Raw genomic sequence first — 19118 nt, forward strand, 5'->3', positions numbered from 1 at the left:
GAACGCTCCCCACCCCATGCGGCCGCCTTCCTCCAGCTGTCTGACGGACGAGGTACTGGTGGACCTCCTCGAGCGCCGGTTGTCGGACGAGGAGCTTGGCCGCGTCCATCAGCACGCCGCCACGTGCGACGAGTGCCGGGGCCTCCTGGTCACCTTCACGCCCGGAATTCAACAGTCGGGGGAGCCGACCCCGAAGCTTCCCGGGTCGGACGACGGCGACCCGGAGTGGGCGCCGGAAGGGTCCTGGAGCCCGCCCGACGCGTTCGACGAGTTCCGCCTGGAAGGACCCATTGGCCGTGGCGGCATGGGCGTCGTCTTCCTGGCGCACGACACCTCGTTGGACCGGCGCGTGGCGGTGAAGTTCATGGCCGCGAGCCAGCCCGAGGCCTGGGTCCGTGAGAACTTCGCGACCGAGGCGCGGGCCCTGGCGCGCGTGCAGCACGCCAACATCGTCAATGTCTTCAGCGTCGGAGAGGTGGACGGCCGCCCGTACATCGTCTCCGAGTACGTCGTCGGCCAGAGCCTCGCGGAGTTGTCCCTGCCGGTGCCGTGGCGCCGCGTCCTCTCCCTGGGCGTCGGCCTGGCCCGGGGGCTCACGGCGGCGCATCGCCAGGGCGTGCTCCACCGCGACCTCAAGCCCTCCAACGCCCTGGTCACCCGGGAAGGGGAGGTGAAGCTGCTCGACTTCGGCCTGGCCGAGCGCTTCGACGCGGGAGCGGCCCCGACGCCCGGCTCGCGCTTCGTCGCCGGCACGGTGCCCTACATGGCGCCGGAGCTGCTCACCGGGGCTCCGGCGTCGCCTCGGAGCGACATCTACGCCCTGGGCCTCATCCTCCACGAGCTGTGCACGGGCGAGGTGCCGAGCCGCCCGCCCCGCGGTTCAGGGGAGGCGCCCCCTCGTGCCCCGCTCGGGCCGGACATCGACCCGGACTTCGCCGCGCTCATCACCCGGTGCCTCGCGGCCAATCCCCACGAGCGCTTCGTCTCGGCCGAGGCCCTCTGCGAGGTGCTGGAGCGGCTCGAGCGGCTCTGCGCACCCGCGCCGCTGGTCGTCGGCAATCCCTACCGCGGCCTGGAGCCCTTCGAGGCCGAGCACCGCTCGCTCTTCTTCGGGCGCGAGGCGGACATCCGCGCCGTGCTCGAGCGCCTGCGCTCCCGGCCCCTGGTGCTCGTGGCCGGAGACTCCGGGGCTGGCAAGTCGTCGCTGTGCCGCGCGGGCGTGCTGCCGCGCGTGGCCGCCGGCGCGCTGGACGACGGCCGTGAGCAGACCGCCCTCACGCTGTGGCCCGGGGCCCGCCCGCTGGAGGCCCTGGCCGCCGCGCTCGCGCCGGTGCTCGGACGGAGGGAGGCGGAGCTCGTCACCGCGCTCGCGGGCAGGCCGGCCTGGCTCGGGCAGGCGCTGCGCGAGGCGCACTCGCACGGGCGCGGCCTGCTGCTCTTCATCGACCAGCTCGAGGAGCTCATCACCCTGTCCGAGCCCGCGCAGGCGGCGCACTTCGCCCGGCTCCTCGGGGAGCTGGCCCTGCCGTCGGCGGGCGTCCACGTGCTGCTGGCGGCGCGCGGCGACTTCCTGACGCGGCTGTGCGCGCTGCCCGGCCTGGGCGACGAGGCCGAGCGGGGGCTCTACATCCTCCGCCCCCTGTCGCCGGAAGGGGTGCGTGAGGCCATCGTCGGTCCGGCGCGCAGCCGGGGCGTGGTCTTCGAGTCCGGTGAGCTCCTCCAGACGCTGGTCGACTCCACGGCGCACGGCGTGGGCAGCCTGCCGCTGCTCCAGTTCGCGCTCGCCGAGCTGTGGGAGCGGCGCAACCCGGCGGAGGGCCGCATCTCGCGTGAGGCCCTCGACGCGATGGGCGGGGTGGCCGGAGCGCTGTCCCGGCATGCGGATGGGGTGCTCGCGCGCCTGAGTCCGGCGGAGCACGCGGCGGCGCGGCGCCTGTTGCTCCAGTTGGTGACACCGGAAGGGACGCGCATCGAGCGGGGAGAGGAGGCGCTTGCCGAGGCCACGGATGGGGCCTCCCGCGCCGCGCTTCGCGCGCTCGTCGAAGGCCGGCTGCTGCACACGCGCACCGTGGGGGGACAGCCGCGCTGGGAGATTGCCCACGAGTCGCTCATCCGGAGCTGGGGCACGCTTCGCGACTGGCTGGATGACGACATCGGCCAGCGCGTGCTGCGCAAGCGGGTGGAGGTGGCCAGTACCGAGTGGGAGCGCCTCTTGCGTGCTCGCGAGGCCCTCTGGGGACAGCGGCAACTGGACGAGGTGCGTCCGCTGGATTCCTCCACCCTGGGCGCGCGTGAGCGGGCCTTTCTCCTGGCTTCGCGCCGCGCGGTGGCGCGCGAGCGCTGGGGGCGCCGGCTCGCGGTGCTCGTCCTCGCGCTCGTCATCTTCGCTTCCTATGGCGCGCATCGCCTGCAGGCGTACCTGGGCGACGCGCGCTTCATCGCCGCCGAGCTCGCCACCGCGCGGGAGGCGCTCGCGGAGGGGCGTGCTCTCGCCCAGCAGGTCCGTGTGAGCCGTGAGAAGGCGCTGGCCCTGTTCAGCGGACGCACGCTTTCGCCCGAGGGCCTCGGGAAGATGTGGGAAACCACGGGCCAGAGGCGGGCCGCCAATCAGCAATGGACCGAGACGCTCACCCTGCGAGACCAGGCCGATGCGGCCTATACCCGCGCCAGCCGGGCCCTCGAGCGGGCGCTGGATAGAGATCGCCACCACGGGGAAACGCGCCGGCTCACCGCGGAGGTCCTCCATGAGCGCGTCGTCCTCGCCGAGCGCCTCCATCGGCGCCGCGAGCGTGACGAGTGGGTGCGGCGCCTGGAGCAGGAGATGGACACCTCGAAGGAGGGCGCGGAGTGGCTGAAACAGCTTCGGGCTCCGGCCGAGCTCGAGGTGGTGACCACGCCGCCCGGCGCGCAGGTCGAGCTCGAGCGCTACACCCCGTCAGAGGGGAGGCTCCGCCGTGTGCCCGTTCCAGAGGCCGGCTTCCTGGGGACGACCCCCATCGTCGGCCTCCGCCTTCCCGAGGGCTCCTATTCGCTCCGCGTCACGCATCCAGGACGGGTTCCGGTGGAGCAGCCGTTGCTTCTCACGCACGGTGCCCGCGAGACGGTCCGCCTGACGCTCCCCACCGCGGTGCCTGACGGCTACGTCTACGTCCCGCAGGGATGCTTTCTCCAGGGCAGCGCCGAGCCGGAGGATGTGCGGAGGTTCACGTACAGCCCGCCGATTCATCGCTTCTGTCTCAACGCGGGTTTTCTGATTGGCCGGACGGAGGTGACGTTCGGCGACTGGTTGACCTACCTGGAAGACCTGCCGCCGAACGCACCCGCGAGGCGCATCCTCGAGCAGCCGCGCTTCGGCGACGGTGGGGCCGTCTCACTCTGGAAGCACCCGAAGGAGGGGTGGCTCTTCTCCTTCCAGCATTCGCGCGAGGAGTTCAGCGCGGCGAAGGTGGGGGAGGACTTCGTGTACGAGGGGCGGACCCGGAGAAACACCGGTGACTGGAGGAGGTTTCCCCTGTCCGGTGTCTCTGCCCAGGACCTGGAAGGCTACCTCTACTGGCTCGACCAGACGAAGCGTCTGCCTGGCGCACGTCTGTGCGGCCAGCACGAGTGGGAGTACGCGGCCCGGGGCGCGGATGGCCGCCGATATCCCCATGGCGACGAGATGCGGCCCGACGACGCCAACGTCGACGAGACGTACGACCGGCAGCCCACGGCCTTCGGGCCCGACATGGTCGGCTCACACCCCGACTCGGCGAGTCCCTTCGGCCTGCAAGACATGGCCGGCAACGCCTACGAGCTCACGCGCGCCGCGACACCGGGGTTCGGGCGCGTCGTCTACCGGGGGGGAGCCTGGTACTACGACGCCTTCCTCGCGGCCAGCGCGGACCTCTCACCGGGGGACCCGACCGCGCGCGATGTGAAGATTGGCGTGCGGGTCTGTGCTTCGTTCACGCCGAGGTAGTTGCTGCTCCGGCGCTGCGGGCCAGTTTTGCTAATCGCCGTCGGCGCGATCCGCAGGGTCCGAGGTGGCGGGACGCGGGGGCGGGTAGGTGGGTACGTAGCACCGCCAAGGAGGTTTCCTCCCCGAAGGCCCCGGGCTCGCTATCAGGGGAGACACACTGGGAGGAGGAAGATTTCGTCGCGGTCCAGTCCGCCCGACGTGTTCCCTTCGGTGTCGAAGAGCACGAGCCCCTTGCCGCCTCCGGAATCTCCCGCTTCGAGAACGACAGGGACGGGACGGAATGCGCTTCCCGTGGAGTTGGCCTGTAGGCGCGAGCCTTCCGTCCCGACGCTCGGAAGGAAGACCTGGACCCTGCCGCCGGAAACCCAGGTGGCAAGAAGCGGGTCCCTGGATGTGAATGAGCGCGCGGCGAGCCTCGCGTTCTCGATGGGACCGGAAAGTGAATCGACGACCAGGTCTGGCTGCGGGCTGCATATTCCTTCGGCGCAGTGAGCCACCGCGATGCGGTCGCGCGTGGGTGGCACGAAGTACACGGTGTACCCCTGTACGCCCGTGGAAGCCTCATCGCTGAATATCTGCGGTTGGCTTGCCCCCTCGAGGTCAATTCCTGTCAGCAGGGTCCTGGTTGCGTCATCCCTCACCGAGGCGACCTGGATGCCCGTGGTGCTCTCGTAGGCCACGAAGAAGGTCTCCGTCGCAGCACGGGGCGGGAAGACGGAGGGACGGGAGCCCGAGGCGCCGACGCCGATCTCCTGCACTTTGACGGAGTCACTCGGAGGCGGAAAGCTGAGCGGCATTGTGACGGCCCACAGCCGTGGCCCCTCGGACTCCTGGGCCTGCTCGACCACCACGAGGGCCCGGTTGTTGCTCACCGCGAGCGACAGACGCAACGGCTGACCCTGGTCGAAAATGGGAACGGCTGCCCGGTCCGGGATGGTGGACACGCCGTCGATTCCCAGCGGCGCCACCATCACCCGGTGGGTTACCGAGCCGCTGCCTGGAGGAAGCTCTTCAATCCATGCGCCCACGTGGACCAGCCCGTTTGAGGCAAGCACCGGTCCCGTTGCCGTGGCGGCCTGAGGGACGGTGGCGCTCGGAGCTTTGCCCTGGCTCACCCTGCCATCCGGGGTGAAGGTGCGCGCGAGGATGTGGTCTCCCTCCTCGTAGAGGGCGAGGAGGGCGGGGGCCTGGCCTCCCTGAGACACAGCGAGGGCCGCCACATTGCGTGAGCGCACCGCGTCGGGTGCGCCGTCTGTGGGGGTGGTCCGGCTGAGATTGATGGGCGACCAGGAATCCTTCTGGCCGTCGCAGTCGTTGTCCTGGCCGTCGCAGCTCTGTTCGAAGGGTTGATAGGCGCCGTTGTGCGCCAGATACACCGCGTCGTCACAGGCGGGATAGGTGCCCTCGGTGCAGCCCTGGGCGCTACCCTCGCAAACTCCCTGCTGCTTGGAGCAGGCCAGGGTGAGTGCTTCATCCGTGGTGCCGTCGCAGTCGTTGTCCCTGTTGTCACAGCGCGTTTCGGTCGGCTCATAGTCCGTGCCGTACGCTGCGGCGGTGCACACCAATTCCTCGCGGCCCTCGATGCACGCTCGGGCCTTGCCTTCGCAGACCCCCGCCTGTAACTCGCACAGGGCTGTGTTCCCTGGCTCGCAGCTTGGACCCGCGTTGGTCTGACAGATACCCTCGACGCAGACGTAGCCAGCGGAGCAGGAGTGATCGGAGTCACAGGTGCCCGGAGGTCCTTCCGACTCGACTTCCTCGAGGCTGGGCACGAAGCAGCCGGCGACCAGTAGGGTGAACAGCGAGAGCCACTTCATCGCGAGGCCTCTGTGGCCAGGGACTCGTCGCCACTCGAGGACAGCAGCCCGATGAGGGCCCCGATGCCAGCTGCGGTAGCGGTGCCAAGAAGGATGTTGGCGACGAGGGCGTTGCTTCGGGCGCTCTCGAGGTGCTCGACACGTACTGACTGGAAGCCCGGCTCACGGGCGGACTGAATGTCCGACCTCGACTGAATCCCGAAGTATCCGCCCGCTCCACCGGCGAGCGCGCCCGCGCCGAGCAAAACGAAGGGGAAGACCGTGCGGGAGCGCCGAGGCGCCTCCACCATTGGATCCACGCGGAGGTCGGGGCCAGCGGTCACGACCGGAATCGTGGGCTCCAGTACCGGGCGGTGGGGGGCGGAACGCTGGCGCTCTGCCTCTTCCTGTGCCGTTAGTTCGGCGGCGCGGCGCGCCTCTTCCTGTCGCTGCTTCTCTGCCGCTTGCGCCTGCAACTCGGCGGCGTGGCGCTCCTCCTCCTCCTTGCGCTGCTTCTCCGCTGCTTGTGCCTGCAACTCGGCGGCATGGCGCTCCTCCTCCTTGCGCTGCTTCTCCGCCTCCTGCCGGGCGATGATGGGCGCCAGTTCCTTGCGGACGTTGGCTCGCACCGCCTCGAAGTCTCGCTCCACCTTGGGACTCACTGTTACCGGCAGCTTTGCCTCGGGCTGCAGGAAGAGCGCGGCCTTGAAGGCGGCGTTGGAATCTTCCTTCTTGCCGAGGTCGGCCAGGATGATGCCCTCGTACAGGGCGATGCTGACGTCGTCCTCCACGCCGTGCGCGAAGCGTTTGGCGCTCGCGAGCTGCTCGAGCGCTCGCTCGTACTCGAGGTTCTCGTAGAGGCGCGAGGCGGCGAAGAGATAGCGCTGGACCTCGGGGCTCCCCTCCGGCGCTGACTCGGAAGAGGGACCCTGTGCGAGTCCTGCCTTGGGAAGGCAGAAGAGCAGGAGGGTGAATACGGTAACGGCTCGCCCCAGGCGCAGGACGAAACGCATGGGGCGGCGACTATAACAAGCTCTCGCGCGGAGAATGCTCGCGCAGGGGGGACCGTCAGGCATTTCAGCCATACTCTTACCCTTGATGAAATTCGCACTGCTGGTCCGGATGCCGGCAGGCAGCGCAATTCTGAAAGCAGTACGTACCGGCAGGGCACTCACTGCCGTTCCCGAAACAGTCCCGCATTTCGAAGGAGGTGCTTGCCTGGCAGCCTCCGGAAGCGCAGGCGTAGCTGGTGACCTCGCGGTACTGAGACCCCGTCGCACATGGGGTGGGTGCGTCGCATTGGCTCCATTGTCCGTACGTGGTGGTACCGCAGGCCACCCCCGTGGTGCTCCGGCCGCATGATTGGGTCTCGCTGGAGGAGGAACCACCACAGGCGCCGGTGGTGCACGTGTAGTTCGTCACTTGTCGGGACTGGGTGCCCGTCTCGTCGCAGGTGTCGCTGTATCCTCCGCAGGCGCTCCAGCCTCCTTGGCTTGGGGCGGCACACACCGTCCCATTGGGGACGGAAGCATCGCCCGGGCAAGAAGGGCTCGACCCGGTGCAGGACTCCGTCGCATCGCATACCCCGGTCGCTGCACGGCAGATGGTTCCCGCGCTGGTGTAGGCGTTGGCAGGGCAAGCGACGCTGGAGCCATTGCAGGACTCGGCCGGGTCGCAGCTTCCTGCTGAGGAGCGGCACACCGTGCCCGCGGCAACCTTCGCATCACCAGGGCATGCATTGCTGGAGCCATCGCAGGCTTCGGCCACGTCACACGCTCCTGCGGCGTTGCGGCACGTCGTGCCTGCGGCAACCTTCGCATCGCCGGGGCACGCGACGGTGGACCCGGTGCAGGCTTCGGTCAGGTCACACGCTCCCGCGGAGGCGCGGCACACCGTGCCGGCGCTGGTCAGCGCGTCGGAGGGACAGCTCTTCGCCGTGCCGTTGCAGGCTTCCGCCGGGTCGCAGGCGCCCGCCGAACCCCGACACACCGTGCCGGCGGTGACGACGCCGTCCGCCGGGCAGGCCTTGACGGAGCCGTTGCACGTCTCGGTCACGTCGCACACGCCCGAGGCCCCCCGGCACACCGTGCCCGCCCCTGCAACCGCGTCGCTGGGGCACGCCTTGGCGGAGCCGTTGCACGTCTCGGTCACGTCGCAGATGTCCGAGGCTCCCCGGCAGATCGTTCCGGCAGTCACCACTCCGTCACTGGGGCAAGCCGCGCTTGAGCCCGTACAGGACTCGGCCGCATCGCAGGTGTCGGTGGCTGCGCGGCACACGGTTCCGGCGCTCGTGAGCGCATCACCGGGACATGCGGCGCTCGTGCCGGTGCACGTCTCGGCTACATCACATGCTCCCGCCGAGCCTCGACACACGGTTCCTGCATTCACGAACGCGTCGCCAGGACAAGCGGCGCTCGAACCAGTGCACGTCTCCGCAATGTCGCAGACACCCGAGGAGGAGCGGCAGACCGTGCCTGCGCTCACCATCGTGTCCCCAGGACAGGCTGCGCTTGATCCGGTGCACGTCTCGGCCGCGTCACACGCGCCTGCGGAGTTTCGACACATGGTGCCGGCACCCACTAGTGCATCACTGGGACACGCCTTGCTACTGCCATTGCAGCTCTCGGCCACGTCGCAGATGCCCGAGGCGGAGCGGCAGACCGTGCCCGCCGTCACCACCGCATCGTTGGGGCAGGCTTTGCTGGTGCCGTTGCAGGTCTCCGCGGCGTCACAGGTGTCCGTGGCTCCTCGGCAGACGGTGCCGGTCGTAGCGACAGCGTCGGAGGGGCAGGCCTTGCTGGTTCCGTCACAGGTTTCGGCTACGTCGCAGGTGCCCTCGGAGCCTCGGCACACCGTTCCGGCGGTGACCGTGGCGTCGGCTGGGCAGAGGGCGCTCGAGCCGGTGCACGTCTCGGCCGCATCGCAGGCGTCGGTGGCCGAGCGGCAGACGGAGGTGGGGGAGGAGAGCGTGTCGGCGGGGCAGACGGCGGAGGAGCCGCTGCAGAACTCCGCCGGGTCGCATACACCGGCCGAGGTGCGGCACTGGGTGGTGGCGGGAGCGAGGCTGCAGGTGCCCACGCTGCCGGGCAGGTTACAGGCGTCGCAGGCGCCGCCGTTGCAACTGCTGTTGCAGCACACGCCGTCTACGCAGTTGCCGCTGCCGCACTCGTTGGCGGCCGAGCAGGTGTCTCCATTCTGCTTCGCTGGAGCGCAGGTGCCGGCATTGCAGAAGTGGCCCGCGATGCACTCTGCGTCGGAGCCGCAGGTGGTGGCGCAGGAGGCCGAGCTGCCATTGCACAGGTAGGGCGCGCAGGAAGGCGTGCCGGCGTTACCGGCTGGACGCGGGGTGCAGGTGCCTACGTTGCCGGGCAGGTTGCACGCGTCACAGGCGCCTGCACAGGCCGCGTCGCAGCACACTCCGTCCGTGCAATGACCACTCGCACACTCGTTGCCCTCGCCGCAGGCGTCGCCGTTGGTTCCGGTGGACTCACAGCGACCGGCATTGCAGTAGCTGTCCTCGACGCACTGACTGTCGGCAGTGCAGCCGCCCGGGCAGGAGGCCGACGTGCCATTGCACAGGTAGGGCGAGCAGGAGGGGCTGCCCACTTCACCGGCTGCCACCGGAAGGCACTGGCCCTCGCGGCCGGCCAGGTTGCAGGCGTCGCAGGCGCCGTCGCAGGCCGCGTCGCAGCAGACGCCGTCCACGCAGTGGCTGCTGGCGCACTCCTCGGCGCGGGTGCAGGTGCCGCCCGCGTCCTTGCGCTCAAGGCAGAGTCCTTCCTCGCAGTAGTGAGTGGAAGCGCAGTCGGCCTGGGCTTCGCAGGACTGTGGGCAGGTGCCATTCACTCCGTCGCAGACGAAGGGGGCGCAGGCGGGTACCCCGGCCGTCCCGGAAGCCAGGGGCGAGCACACGCCTGGCTTCCCCGGCTGGTCGCAGCTGTCGCAGCCGCCCGCGCAGGCCGAGTCGCAGCAGACACCGTCCACACAGAAGCCGCTCTGGCACTCCACCCCGGAGGTGCAGGAGGTGGCGTCGGCACGGGTGGCGCGGCACTCGCCCTCCACGCAGCGCGCGTCCTGCTGGCACTGCGCATCCGAGGCGCACGCCGTCTCGCAGACACCCGAAGGGCCACAGGCGTAGGTGCCGCAGGCCTCATCCGCCTGGCCGGCGGAGAGGGGGCGGCATTCGCCGTCCTCGCCGCACGTCTGGCAGGGCCCGTCACAGGCGACGTTGCAGCACACCCCGTCGGTGCACTGGCTGGAGGCGCACTGGCGTCCGGTGGAGCAGTCGCCGCCGGTGGCCACCTCGGGCAGGCACTGGTCCCCCTCAGCGTAGAAGCCAGGAGGGCACTTGCTGCAGGAGCCGTGGCTGCAGAATTCACCGGTGGGGCAGGCGACGCCCACGCAGCGACGCTCGGCGCAGGCATTGCCCACGCAGACCTCGCCGGTGTCGCAAGCCACGGTGCCGCAGGCGCGCGGGTAGCAGGTGCCATTGGCGCAGTCCTGGCCGGTGGGGCAGGCCACTCCCACGCAGCGCACGTCCTGGCAGCGGCCGTCGACGCAGGCCTCATTGACGCCGCAGGCGGTGTTGCCACAAGCCTTGAGGTAGCAATTGCCGTCCACGCATACCTGGGTGCTGGGACATTGAACGCCGACGCACTCGCGCGACAGACAGCGGCCCTGCTGGCACACCTCGTCGGTGCGGCACACCTGCCCAGCGCACGTTACCGGCACGCACTGGTCGGCCACGCACGTCTGGCCCTGGGGGCAACTGGTACCGCAGCCCGAAGCGGGGGGCGGCGCCGGGGGCGTGACGTCCGTACAGGCGCAGCGCGCCAGGAAGACGGCACAGAACAGGAGCGACAGCAGCGCCGGGCTGAGGCCCGAACGGCTCGGCTGGTTCAAGAGGGACTGGCCTTTGACGGGAGGTGGCGCCTTCATAGCAAAGCCACCCGCCAATCCGAAATCCCCCATCCCAGCCGGCCTGTGCATGTAGCCGTGAGGCCTACTTGCTGTTCAGGCAGGCGTGAGGAGGTCGCTCATGACCGCTATGCGTTAACTGCCGTTGCCCTCCGGGGGAGTGGACTTGCAGAGAGGCATCCTCCTATCTCCGCCTTGGCTCAGGTGCTGCTACGACAAGCACCTGAAGGCGAATACGACGAAGAAGCGCACCCACGCACTCTTCACTCAAGACGACTACTACATCATGGCCATGTCACGCATGGGCGACTGCGATCGCTGGTAAAGCGCTCTGGTCGGTTCGTACGCGAGCACACCGTGGTCCGGGAAGACTTTGGGCTCATCTGATTCAGATGAGGGACGCCTCAACGTGAAGGCCCCTCGTGTTGGGGAATGACCAATAGTCATACGCATCTCACTCTTGTCCTTATGGGCAATGTTGGTCCGGTGGCACGCACCCATACCCACTGCAGCAGTTCCAATTCGACGGGCAGGGAGCTGTGACTTGGCAGGACTGCGTTTCCACGAAAGTACTCGCTTGGCAGCCTCCGACAGCGCATTTATAGGCGGTGACAGTACGGCTTTGGCTGCCGCTACCATCGCAAATGTCGTATACGTTGCAGGCGCTCCACGGTCCGTAGGTGGCGGTGCCGCAGGCCACTCCCGTGGTGCTCCGGCTACAGGCTTGGGTTTCGCTGGAAGTAGAGCCGCCGCAGGCTCCGCTGGTGCAGGCGTAGGCTGTCACCTGGCGTGACTGAGTGCCGGTCTCGTCACAAGTATCGGTGAAGCCTCCGCAGGCGCTCCATCCTCCTTGGTTTGGAGCAGCACACACAGTTCCATTGGGCGCGGAAGCATTGCCCGGGCACGAAGGGCTCGAGCCGGTGCAGGACTCCGTCGCATCGCATACTCCGGTCGCGGCACGGCAGACGGTGCCTGTACTGGTGTAGGCGTCAGCGGGACACGAAACGCTGGAGCCATTACAGGCTTCGGCCGGGTCGCAGCTTCCTGCTGAGGCGCGGCAGACCGTGCCCGCCGCGACCTTCGCATCGCCTGGGCATGCATCGCTGGAGCCGTTGCATGACTCCGCGACGTCGCACGCCCCCGCTTGGCTTCGGCACACCGTGCCTGCGGCAACCTTCGTGTCGGCGGGGCAAGCATTGCTGGAGCCATTGCAGGACTCGGCTACGTCGCACGCGCCCGCCTGGCTTCGGCACACCGTGCCCGCGGCAACCTTTGCATCACTGGGGCAGTCATTGCTGGAGCCATTGCAGGACTCGGCCACGTCGCACGCTCCCGCCTGGTTTCGGCACACCGTGCCCGCAGGAGCCTTCGCATCGCCGTGGCATGCGACGCTGGAACCCGTGCACGTTTCCACCATGTCACACGCTCCCGCGGAGGCGCGGCACACCGTGCCAGCACTGGTCAGCGCGTCGGCGGGGCAGTTCTTCGCCGAGCCGTTGCAGGCCTCGGCCGGGTCGCACGCGCCCGCCGAGTTCCGGCACACTGTGCCGGTGGTGGCGACGCTGTCGGCCGGACAGGTTTTTGCGGAGCCGTTGCAGGACTCGGCCACATCGCAGATGTCCGAGGCCCCCCGGCACACCGTCCCGGCAGCCACCACTCCGTCGGCAGGGCAGGCCACACTTGAGCCCGTACAGGACTCGGCCACATCGCAGGTGTCAGTGGCGGCGCGACAGATGGTGCCAGCGCTCACCAGCGCATCGCTTGGGCAGGCGGCGCTCGCACCCGTGCAGGTCTCCGCCACATCGCAGGTGCCCGCCGAGGCCCGGCACACGGTGCCAGAGCCTATCAGGGCATCGTTGGGACACGCTTTGCTGCTGCCATTGCAGCTCTCGGCCACGTCGCAGATACCCGAGGCGGAGCGGCAGACCGTACCCGCTGTCACCACTGCATCATTGGGGCACGTCTTGCTTGAGCCGTTGCAGGTCTCCGTGGCGTCACAGGTGTCCGTGGCCCCTCGGCAGACGGTGCCGGTCGTGGCGACAGCGTCGGAGGGGCATGCCTTGCTGGTTCCATCACAGGTTTCGGCCACGTCGCAGGTGCCCTCGGAGCCTCGGCACACCGTTCCGGCGGTGACCGTGGCGTCGGCTGGGCAGAGGGCGCTCGAGCCGGTGCACGTCTCGGCCGCATCGCAGGCGTCGGTGGCCGAGCGGCAGACGGAGGTGGGGGAGGAGAGCGTGTCGGCGGGGCAGACGGCGGAGGAGCCGCTGCAGAACTCCGCCGGGTCGCATACACCGGCCGAGGTGCGGCACTGGGTGGTGGCGGGAGCGAGGCTGCAGGTGCCCACGCTGCCGGGCAGGTTACAGGCGTCGCAGGCGCCGCCGTTGCAACTGCTGTTGCAGCACACGCCGTCTACGCAGTTGCCGCTGCCGCACTCGTTGGCGGCCGAGCAGGTGTCTCCATTCTGCTTCGCTGGAGCGCAGGTGCCGGCATTGCAGAAGTGGCCCGCGATGCACTCTGCGTCGGAGCCGCAGGTGGTGGCGCAGGAGGCCGAGCTGCCATTGCACAGGTAGGGCGCGCAGGAAGGCGTGCCGGCGTTACCGGCTGGACGCGGGGTGCAGGTGCCTACGTTGCCGGGCAGGTTGCACGCGTCACAGGCGCCTGCACAGGCCGCGTCGCAGCAGACTGCGTCCACGCAGTTGCCGCCCGAGCATTGGTTGCTCGCTCCACAGGAGGTGCCAGGAGCCTTCTTCTCCTCGCACTGGCCGCTGCCATTGCAGAAGTAGCCGCTGGAGCACTGGGCGTCGGTGGTGCAGCCGCCCGGGCAGGAGGCCGAGGTGCCATCGCACACCGCCGGGGCGCAGGAGGGGCTGCCCGCTTCACCTGCCGCCACCGGAAGGCACTGGCCCTCGCGGCCGGCCAGGTTGCAGGCGTCGCAGGCGCCGTCGCAGGCCGCGTCGCAGCAGACGCCGTCCACGCAGTGGCTGCTGGCGCACTCCTCGGCGCGGGTGCAGGTGCCGCCCGCGTCCTTGCGCTCAAGGCAGAGTCCTTCCTCGCAGTAGTGAGTGGAAGCGCAGTCGGCCTGGGCTTCGCAGGACTGTGGGCAGGTGCCATTCACTCCGTCGCAGACGAAGGGGGCGCAGGCGGGTACCCCGGCCGTCCCGGAAGCCAGGGGCGAGCACACGCCTGGCTTCCCCGGCTGGTCGCAGCTGTCGCAGCCGCCCGCGCAGGCCGAGTCGCAGCAGACACCGTCCACACAGAAGCCGCTCTGGCACTCCACCCCGGAGGTGCAGGAGGTGGCGTCGGCACGGGTGGCGCGGCACTCGCCCTCCACGCAGCGCGCGTCCTGCTGGCACTGCGCATCCGAGGCGCACGCCGTCTCGCAGACACCCGAAGGGCCACAGGCGTAGGTGCCGCAGGCCTCATCCGCCTGGCCGGCGGAGAGGGGGCGGCATTCGCCGTCCTCGCCGCACGTCTGGCAGGGGCCGTCACAGGCGACGTTGCAGCACACCCCGTCGGTGCACTGGCTGGAGGCGCACTGGCGTCCGGTGGTGCAGTCGCCGCCGGTGGCGACTTCGGGCAGGCACTGCTCTCCCTCAGCGTAGAAGCCAGGAGGGCACTTGCTGCAGGAGCCGTGGCTGCAGAACTCACCGGTGGGGCAGGCGACGCCCACGCAGCGGCGCTCGGCGCAGGCGTTGCCCACGCACACCTCGCCGGTGTTGCAGGCCACGGTGCCGCAGGTGCGCGGGTAGCAGGTGCCATTGGCGCAGTCCTGGCCGGTGGGGCAGGCCACTCCCACGCAGCGCACGTCCTGGCAGCGGCCGTCGACGCAGGCCTCATTGACGCCGCAGGCGGTGCCGCCACAGGCCTTGAGGTAGCAATTGCCGTCCACGCATACCTGGGCGCCGGGACATTGAACGCCGACGCACTCACGAGACAGACAGCGGCCCTCCTGGCACACCTCGTCGGTGCGGCACACCTGCCCGGCGCATGTTTCCGGCACGCACTGGTCGGCCACGCACGTCTGGCCCTGGGGGCAACTCGCACCGCAGCCCGAAGCGGGGGGGGGCGCCGGGGGTGTGACGTCGGTGCAGGCGCAGCGCGCCAGGAAGACGGCACAGAACAGGAGTGACAGCAGTGCCGGGCTGAGGCCCGAACGGCTCGGCTGGTTCAAGAGGGACTGGCCTTTGACGGGAGGTGGTGCCTTCATAGCAAAGCCATTCACCCATCCGAAATCCCCCAGCCCAGACAGACCTCGCCCAGATAGCCGTAATGCCTGATTAGCAAGCAAGTATGGGGTCGACAATGACTGCTAGGCATTCATTGCCGTGGCCCTCCGGGACAATTGCCTTGAGCAGAAATTAAAATGTGTGTCACCGGGCCCGCGTGGGTGGCAGGTTTGTTCAGCAAGGACTTGGCTCCAAAGCGAATGACTGAATGAAGCGGGCTTGGGTGGATGCGGACGTCGGGCGCTCTGCGCATGCAGCCAGCCTCGAATGCCCCGGCTCATCTGATGCGCACCATCTTTCCTCCGTGTCTGCGCGTTTCGCCAAGGCTTATGGGCGCCCTGCTCGCGGAAATCATGGACGCATGCCTGGGCTCGTGGGCTCGCTTTGCCCGGCAGGCTTCCCCACGGTCCGTTGTCGTCTTCTCCGCGGCAGTCCCACCTTCTGGGGCAGGTTTCCCTGGAGGAGGACGGACATGAGGGCAGGCATCCGGATGGGGCTGTGCTTCGCGTTGCTCGCGGGAGGAAGCGCGCTCGCCCAGGAGGGCTCCCTGTCGAGCGCGCCGTACGTGGAATGGAAGGGCCCCTATTTCCTGCTGGGGCTCGGCGCGGAGGGCTACACCGGCGAGCTCGCCGCCAACCTCAATCCGGGCCTCTCCTACGACGCCATCATCGGCTACCGCACCTCCAACATCCTCGGCTTCGAGGTGGGCTACAGCGGCGGCGTCAACGACATCGACACGTCGGGCGACGGCGTTGGCGGCCCGGACATCGTGCGCAACGGCGGACAGGCGGCGTTCACCGTGGGCCTCACCCCCACCTCGCGGCTCCAGCCCTACGTGCTGGCCGGCATCGGCGTGGAGCGCTACTCCATCCGCAGCGGTGTGTCCTTCCGGTACTTCGATGACACGGGTGGCTACGTCCCCGTCGGAGCCGGCCTGCGCTACCGGCTCACCCCGGGCATCACCGCCGAGGTCCGGGCCAGCTACAACGCCCTCTTCAGCCAGGACTTCGCCCCCATCACCAACGAGGACGTGCTCGACGGGCGCTATCAGGGCCTGCTGCAGTTCGGCGGCAGCTACTGAGTCAGCGACCGGGCGACGGATGCGCGTGCGCCGAGGCCCGGTGCTCCTTCTCCGCCTTCACGAGCAGCTCCAGCAGGGCGCGCAGGTGCGGCTCCTCCACGGGCTCGAGGAGCTGCACCGTGTGCCGCCGTCCCTCGTCCTCGATGGTGACGGTGTAGCGCGTCTGGTCCGCGGCCCCCCGCGTGGCCGTGCCCACGATGGCCGGCTGCTCGAAGAAGCGCGCGTCGCGCACGCCGCGCTGGATGGCCTCCGCCGTCTCCGGGGGAAGCCCTCCCGTCTCCAGTGACTTCGGCCTGGCGAGGCCCGGGAAGAAGGCGAGGCCTCCCTCCCGCTTGAGCTCGATTCGCATCGCTCGCTCCGAGGGCGCTAGTGCGCGGAGGGCTGCTGCGGGAGCTGCACGCCAGGACCCCGGACGGGCTCGCCCGCCCGCTCGCGGGAGACACGGATGCCCACCTGACTCCAGGCGTCGCGGACCGCCTTCTCCTCGTCCTGCCCGGTGCCGTAGAGCCGGCCGGCCGCCATCACCGTGAGCCGCGCGAAGGAGAGGAAGGACGCGTTGGCCCGGAGCCTCGGGTCTCTCAGCGTCTCGTACCAGATGTGGCCGGCCCGCTCCCACGCGTAGCCTCCCAGCTGGGTGGCCGCGATGCAGAAGGCCCGGTTGGGGATGCCGGAGTTGATGTGCACGCCCCCGTTGTCCTCCCACGTGTTCACGAAGTCCTGCATGTGGGCCGGCTGCGGGTCCTTCCCCAGTACATCGTCGTCGTACGCGGTGCCGGGGTCCTTCATGGAACGCAGCGCCACGCCCTCGACGTTGTCCGTGAAGAGGCCCGCGCCGATGAGCCAGTCGGCCTGTTCCGCCGTCTGGTTCAGCAGGCGCTGCCGCACCAGCGAGCCGAACACGTCGGAGAGCGATTCATTGAGCGCACCCGCCTGGAGGAAGTAGGCGAGGGGGCCTTCGTGCTCGGTGACTCCGTGCGCCAGTTCGTGGCCGATGATGTCCACCGCGATGGTGAAGCGGTTGAAGAGGTCTCCATCGCCATCGCCGAACACCATGCGCTCGCCGTCCCAGAAGGCGTTGTCGTAGTCCTCGCCATAGTGGACGTGGGCGTGCAGCTGCATTCCATTGTTGTCGATGGAGTTGCGGCCGAAGATTTCCCAGTAGAGGTCATACGTCGCGCCCAGGCCCACATGGGCCTCGTCGACCGCGATGTCTCCGGTGTCGCCCTGTCCCTCGATGCGCGCCACCGTTCCCGGAAGGGCCTGCGAGTTCTTCATGTCGAAGACGGTCCGCTGCTTCAGGCTCTCGACGACCATGGGCCCGGGAATGTGCCTGCGCGCCTCCCGGGGCAGCCCGCTCCGCGCCAGCCGCACGGACCGGAGGGTGGTGTCCAAGGCGAGCGTCCTCAGGACGCGCGCACGCTGCTGGGGCGAGCCGTTCTGGGCAATCTGACGTGTCAGGTACGGCGGGAGGATGCAGTGAAGGGAATGTCGGTGTCCGGGTCTGTCTCGCATCACAGGGCGCTCCTTCTGGAGTGTTCAGAAGGGCAGACTGTGATGGCAGCCGTTGTGACGGGGCGCGGCCTCGCGCCTGCTCCACCGCCTCGCGCCAGCGGGCCCGGCGCCGAGCAGGCTCCCCGGCGCGTGGGGGGATTAGCGGGCCTCGGGCGCCTTGGACGACGGCGGGCGCACCACGACCTCGTCGATGATGCCGTACTGACGGGCCTCCTCGGCGCTCATGTAGTAGTCGCGGTCGGTGTCCTTCTCGATGCGCTCGAGGGCGTGGCCGGTGTGCTTCTGGGTGATTTCGTTGAGGCGCTGCTTGAGGCGCAGCATCTCCCGCACCTGGATTTCCAGGTCCGTGGCCTGACCCTTCGCCCCTCCGTGGGGCTGGTGCATCATGATGCGCGCATTCGGCAGGGCGTAGCGCCGGCCCTTGGCTCCCGCCAGCAGGAGCATCGCGCCGAAGCTGGCGGCCTGCCCCACGCAGATGGTGGACACCGGCGCGCGCACGTACTGCATGGTGTCGTAGATGGCGAGCCCCGCGGTGACGCTGCCTCCCGGCGAGTTGATGTAGAGGCTGATGGGCTTCTCCGGGTCCTCGCTCTCCAGGAAGAGCAACTGGGCGACGATGATGTTGGCCACATCGTCGTTCACCTCCGTGCCCAGCATGATGATGCGGTCCTTGAGCAGCCGGCTGTACAGGTCGTACGTCCGCTCACCGCGGTGCGTCTGCTCGACGACGTAGGGGATGTTCATCGCACGGCCTCCTGGGTTGTCGCATGCACCCGGCGAACGGCCCGGAGCGAAGGTCTCCTGAAGAGGGGCCGCGCGCCCACCCGCGTGCGCGCACGGCGGGGCAGGCGCTCCCCACCCAGGCGCGAGGCGAGCGAGTCGAGCACGGAGCCCCGCGCCACGGCGGACACCGGCGCGCGCCAGTGCGTGAGGACGAGCCGGACCTTCTCGCCCTGCGGCGTCAGCTCGAAGGTGACCTCCGAGTGGGGCGTCCCCGCATCGCTCCAGGTGAAGGCCAGCACCCGGGGTGGCTCACACCGCGTCACCACGCCCTGCACGGTGCGCTCCGTGGGGCGCTGCTCCGCGCCCTCCGTGCGGAGTGGCTGGAGCTCGACGCGGCCTCCCTCGCGCAGCTCGATTCGGGAGACGGCGAGCCACTCGGCCAGCAGCTCCGGCTCGGTCAGGTAGCGCCAGACGCGCTCCAGCGAGCCCGGGAGCAGTCGTTCCAGACGCGTGCTGCGCGCCTCGGGGGGCGGGGCGGAGGGTTTCACGGACGTCTCCGTTTCTTCGTTTCGGGGTGTGCTGTCAGTCGCTGCTCGAGCACGTCGAGCCGCTCGGTCCAGAAGCCTCGGATGCGGTCGACCCAGCCCTCGAGCTCCTCGAGCCCCGCGGCGTCCAGCGCGTAGATGCGGCGCTGGGCCTCGGCGCGGACCTGCACCAGGCGCGCCTCCTTCAGCACCTTCAGGTGCTGGGAGATGGCGGGGGCGCTGATGTCGAAGCTCTCTCCCAGCTCGCCGGCCGAGCGCTCACCCTCGGCGAGCAATTCCACGATGCGCCGACGCGTGGGGTCGGAGAGGGCAATGAAGGCGTCCACGGCCCGTATTTAAGTCCGGAGCTAATTAAGC

15 protein-coding genes are annotated in these 19118 nt (G+C 69.4%); 8 read left to right on the forward strand and 7 right to left on the reverse strand.

Annotation, left to right across the window (positions count from 1 at the left end):
• The first annotated feature begins 16 nt into the window (after positions 1-16).
• Positions 17-3961 (forward strand): nSTAND1 domain-containing NTPase, encoded by a 3945-nt coding sequence (locus tag ACX9TP_RS16220; RefSeq protein ID WP_482980626.1) that lies wholly within the window; start codon positions 17-19, stop codon positions 3959-3961.
• A gap of 143 nt (positions 3962-4104) precedes the next feature.
• On the opposite strand, the gene ACX9TP_RS16225 is transcribed toward ACX9TP_RS16220, so the two are convergent.
• Together ACX9TP_RS16225 and ACX9TP_RS16230 are read right to left on the reverse strand one after the other, a co-directional pair.
• Positions 4105-5778 (reverse strand): putative metal-binding motif-containing protein, encoded by a 1674-nt coding sequence (locus ACX9TP_RS16225; RefSeq protein WP_482980627.1) that lies wholly within the window; start codon positions 5776-5778, stop codon positions 4105-4107.
• Positions 5775-6770, reverse strand: coding sequence for a hypothetical protein (locus ACX9TP_RS16230; protein ID WP_482980628.1), 996 nt, complete (start codon positions 6768-6770; stop codon positions 5775-5777). The genes ACX9TP_RS16225 and ACX9TP_RS16230 overlap by 4 nt, the downstream gene beginning before the upstream one ends.
• Positions 6771-7651: 881 nt before the next feature.
• On the opposite strand from ACX9TP_RS16230, the gene ACX9TP_RS16235 reads away from it, so the two are divergent.
• The 7 genes from ACX9TP_RS16235 (at position 7652) to ACX9TP_RS16265 (ending at position 15981) form a co-directional block, all read left to right on the forward strand.
• Entirely contained in the window at positions 7652-9061 is a 1410-nt protein-coding gene (locus tag ACX9TP_RS16235; RefSeq protein WP_482980629.1) for a hypothetical protein, read from the forward strand.
• A gap of 531 nt (positions 9062-9592) precedes the next feature.
• The gene (locus tag ACX9TP_RS16240) at positions 9593-9895 is read left to right on the forward strand and encodes a hypothetical protein (RefSeq protein WP_482980630.1); all 303 of its coding nucleotides are present in this window, start codon (positions 9593-9595) and stop codon (positions 9893-9895) included.
• A 2227-nt stretch (positions 9896-12122) separates the two neighbouring features.
• Positions 12123-13244 carry a hypothetical protein gene (locus ACX9TP_RS16245; protein ID WP_482980631.1) on the forward strand — a complete coding sequence of 374 codons (1122 nt, stop codon included), beginning with the start codon at positions 12123-12125 and terminating at the stop codon, positions 13242-13244.
• Between the two features lie 264 nt (positions 13245-13508).
• A complete protein-coding gene (locus ACX9TP_RS16250) occupies positions 13509-13733 on the forward strand; it encodes a hypothetical protein (RefSeq protein WP_482980632.1) in 225 nt (74 codons plus the stop codon).
• 45 nt (positions 13734-13778) lie between these two features.
• On the forward strand, positions 13779-14081 hold the full coding sequence (locus ACX9TP_RS16255; RefSeq protein ID WP_482980630.1) for a hypothetical protein: 303 nt from the start codon (positions 13779-13781) through the stop codon (positions 14079-14081).
• Between the two features lie 210 nt (positions 14082-14291).
• Entirely contained in the window at positions 14292-14423 is a 132-nt protein-coding gene (locus tag ACX9TP_RS16260) for a hypothetical protein (protein ID WP_482980633.1), read from the forward strand.
• 949 nt (positions 14424-15372) lie between these two features.
• Positions 15373-15981 (forward strand): outer membrane beta-barrel protein, encoded by a 609-nt coding sequence (locus ACX9TP_RS16265; RefSeq protein ID WP_482980634.1) that lies wholly within the window; start codon positions 15373-15375, stop codon positions 15979-15981.
• A gap of 1 nt (position 15982) precedes the next feature.
• Here ACX9TP_RS16265 and ACX9TP_RS16270 read toward each other — a convergent pair whose 3' ends face one another.
• From ACX9TP_RS16270 to ACX9TP_RS16290, 5 genes are all read right to left on the reverse strand, one after another.
• On the reverse strand, positions 15983-16330 hold the full coding sequence (locus tag ACX9TP_RS16270; RefSeq protein WP_482980635.1) for a protealysin inhibitor emfourin: 348 nt from the start codon (positions 16328-16330) through the stop codon (positions 15983-15985).
• Between the two features lie 17 nt (positions 16331-16347).
• Positions 16348-17493 (reverse strand): M4 family metallopeptidase, encoded by a 1146-nt coding sequence (locus ACX9TP_RS16275; protein WP_482980636.1) that lies wholly within the window; start codon positions 17491-17493, stop codon positions 16348-16350.
• A gap of 138 nt (positions 17494-17631) precedes the next feature.
• On the reverse strand, positions 17632-18237 hold the full coding sequence (gene clpP, locus ACX9TP_RS16280) for an ATP-dependent Clp endopeptidase proteolytic subunit ClpP (protein WP_482980637.1): 606 nt from the start codon (positions 18235-18237) through the stop codon (positions 17632-17634).
• Positions 18234-18764: an SRPBCC family protein gene (locus tag ACX9TP_RS16285; protein WP_482980638.1), complete on the reverse strand. Its 531-nt coding sequence runs from the start codon at positions 18762-18764 to the stop codon at positions 18234-18236. Before ACX9TP_RS16285 ends, clpP begins: the two co-directional genes overlap by 4 nt.
• Complete coding sequence (locus ACX9TP_RS16290) at positions 18761-19087, reverse strand: metalloregulator ArsR/SmtB family transcription factor (RefSeq protein ID WP_482980639.1); 327 nt, start codon at positions 19085-19087, stop codon at positions 18761-18763. The genes ACX9TP_RS16285 and ACX9TP_RS16290 overlap by 4 nt, the downstream gene beginning before the upstream one ends.
• Positions 19088-19118: the final 31 nt, after the last annotated feature.

This window comes from Pyxidicoccus sp. M15 (assembly GCF_056858435.1).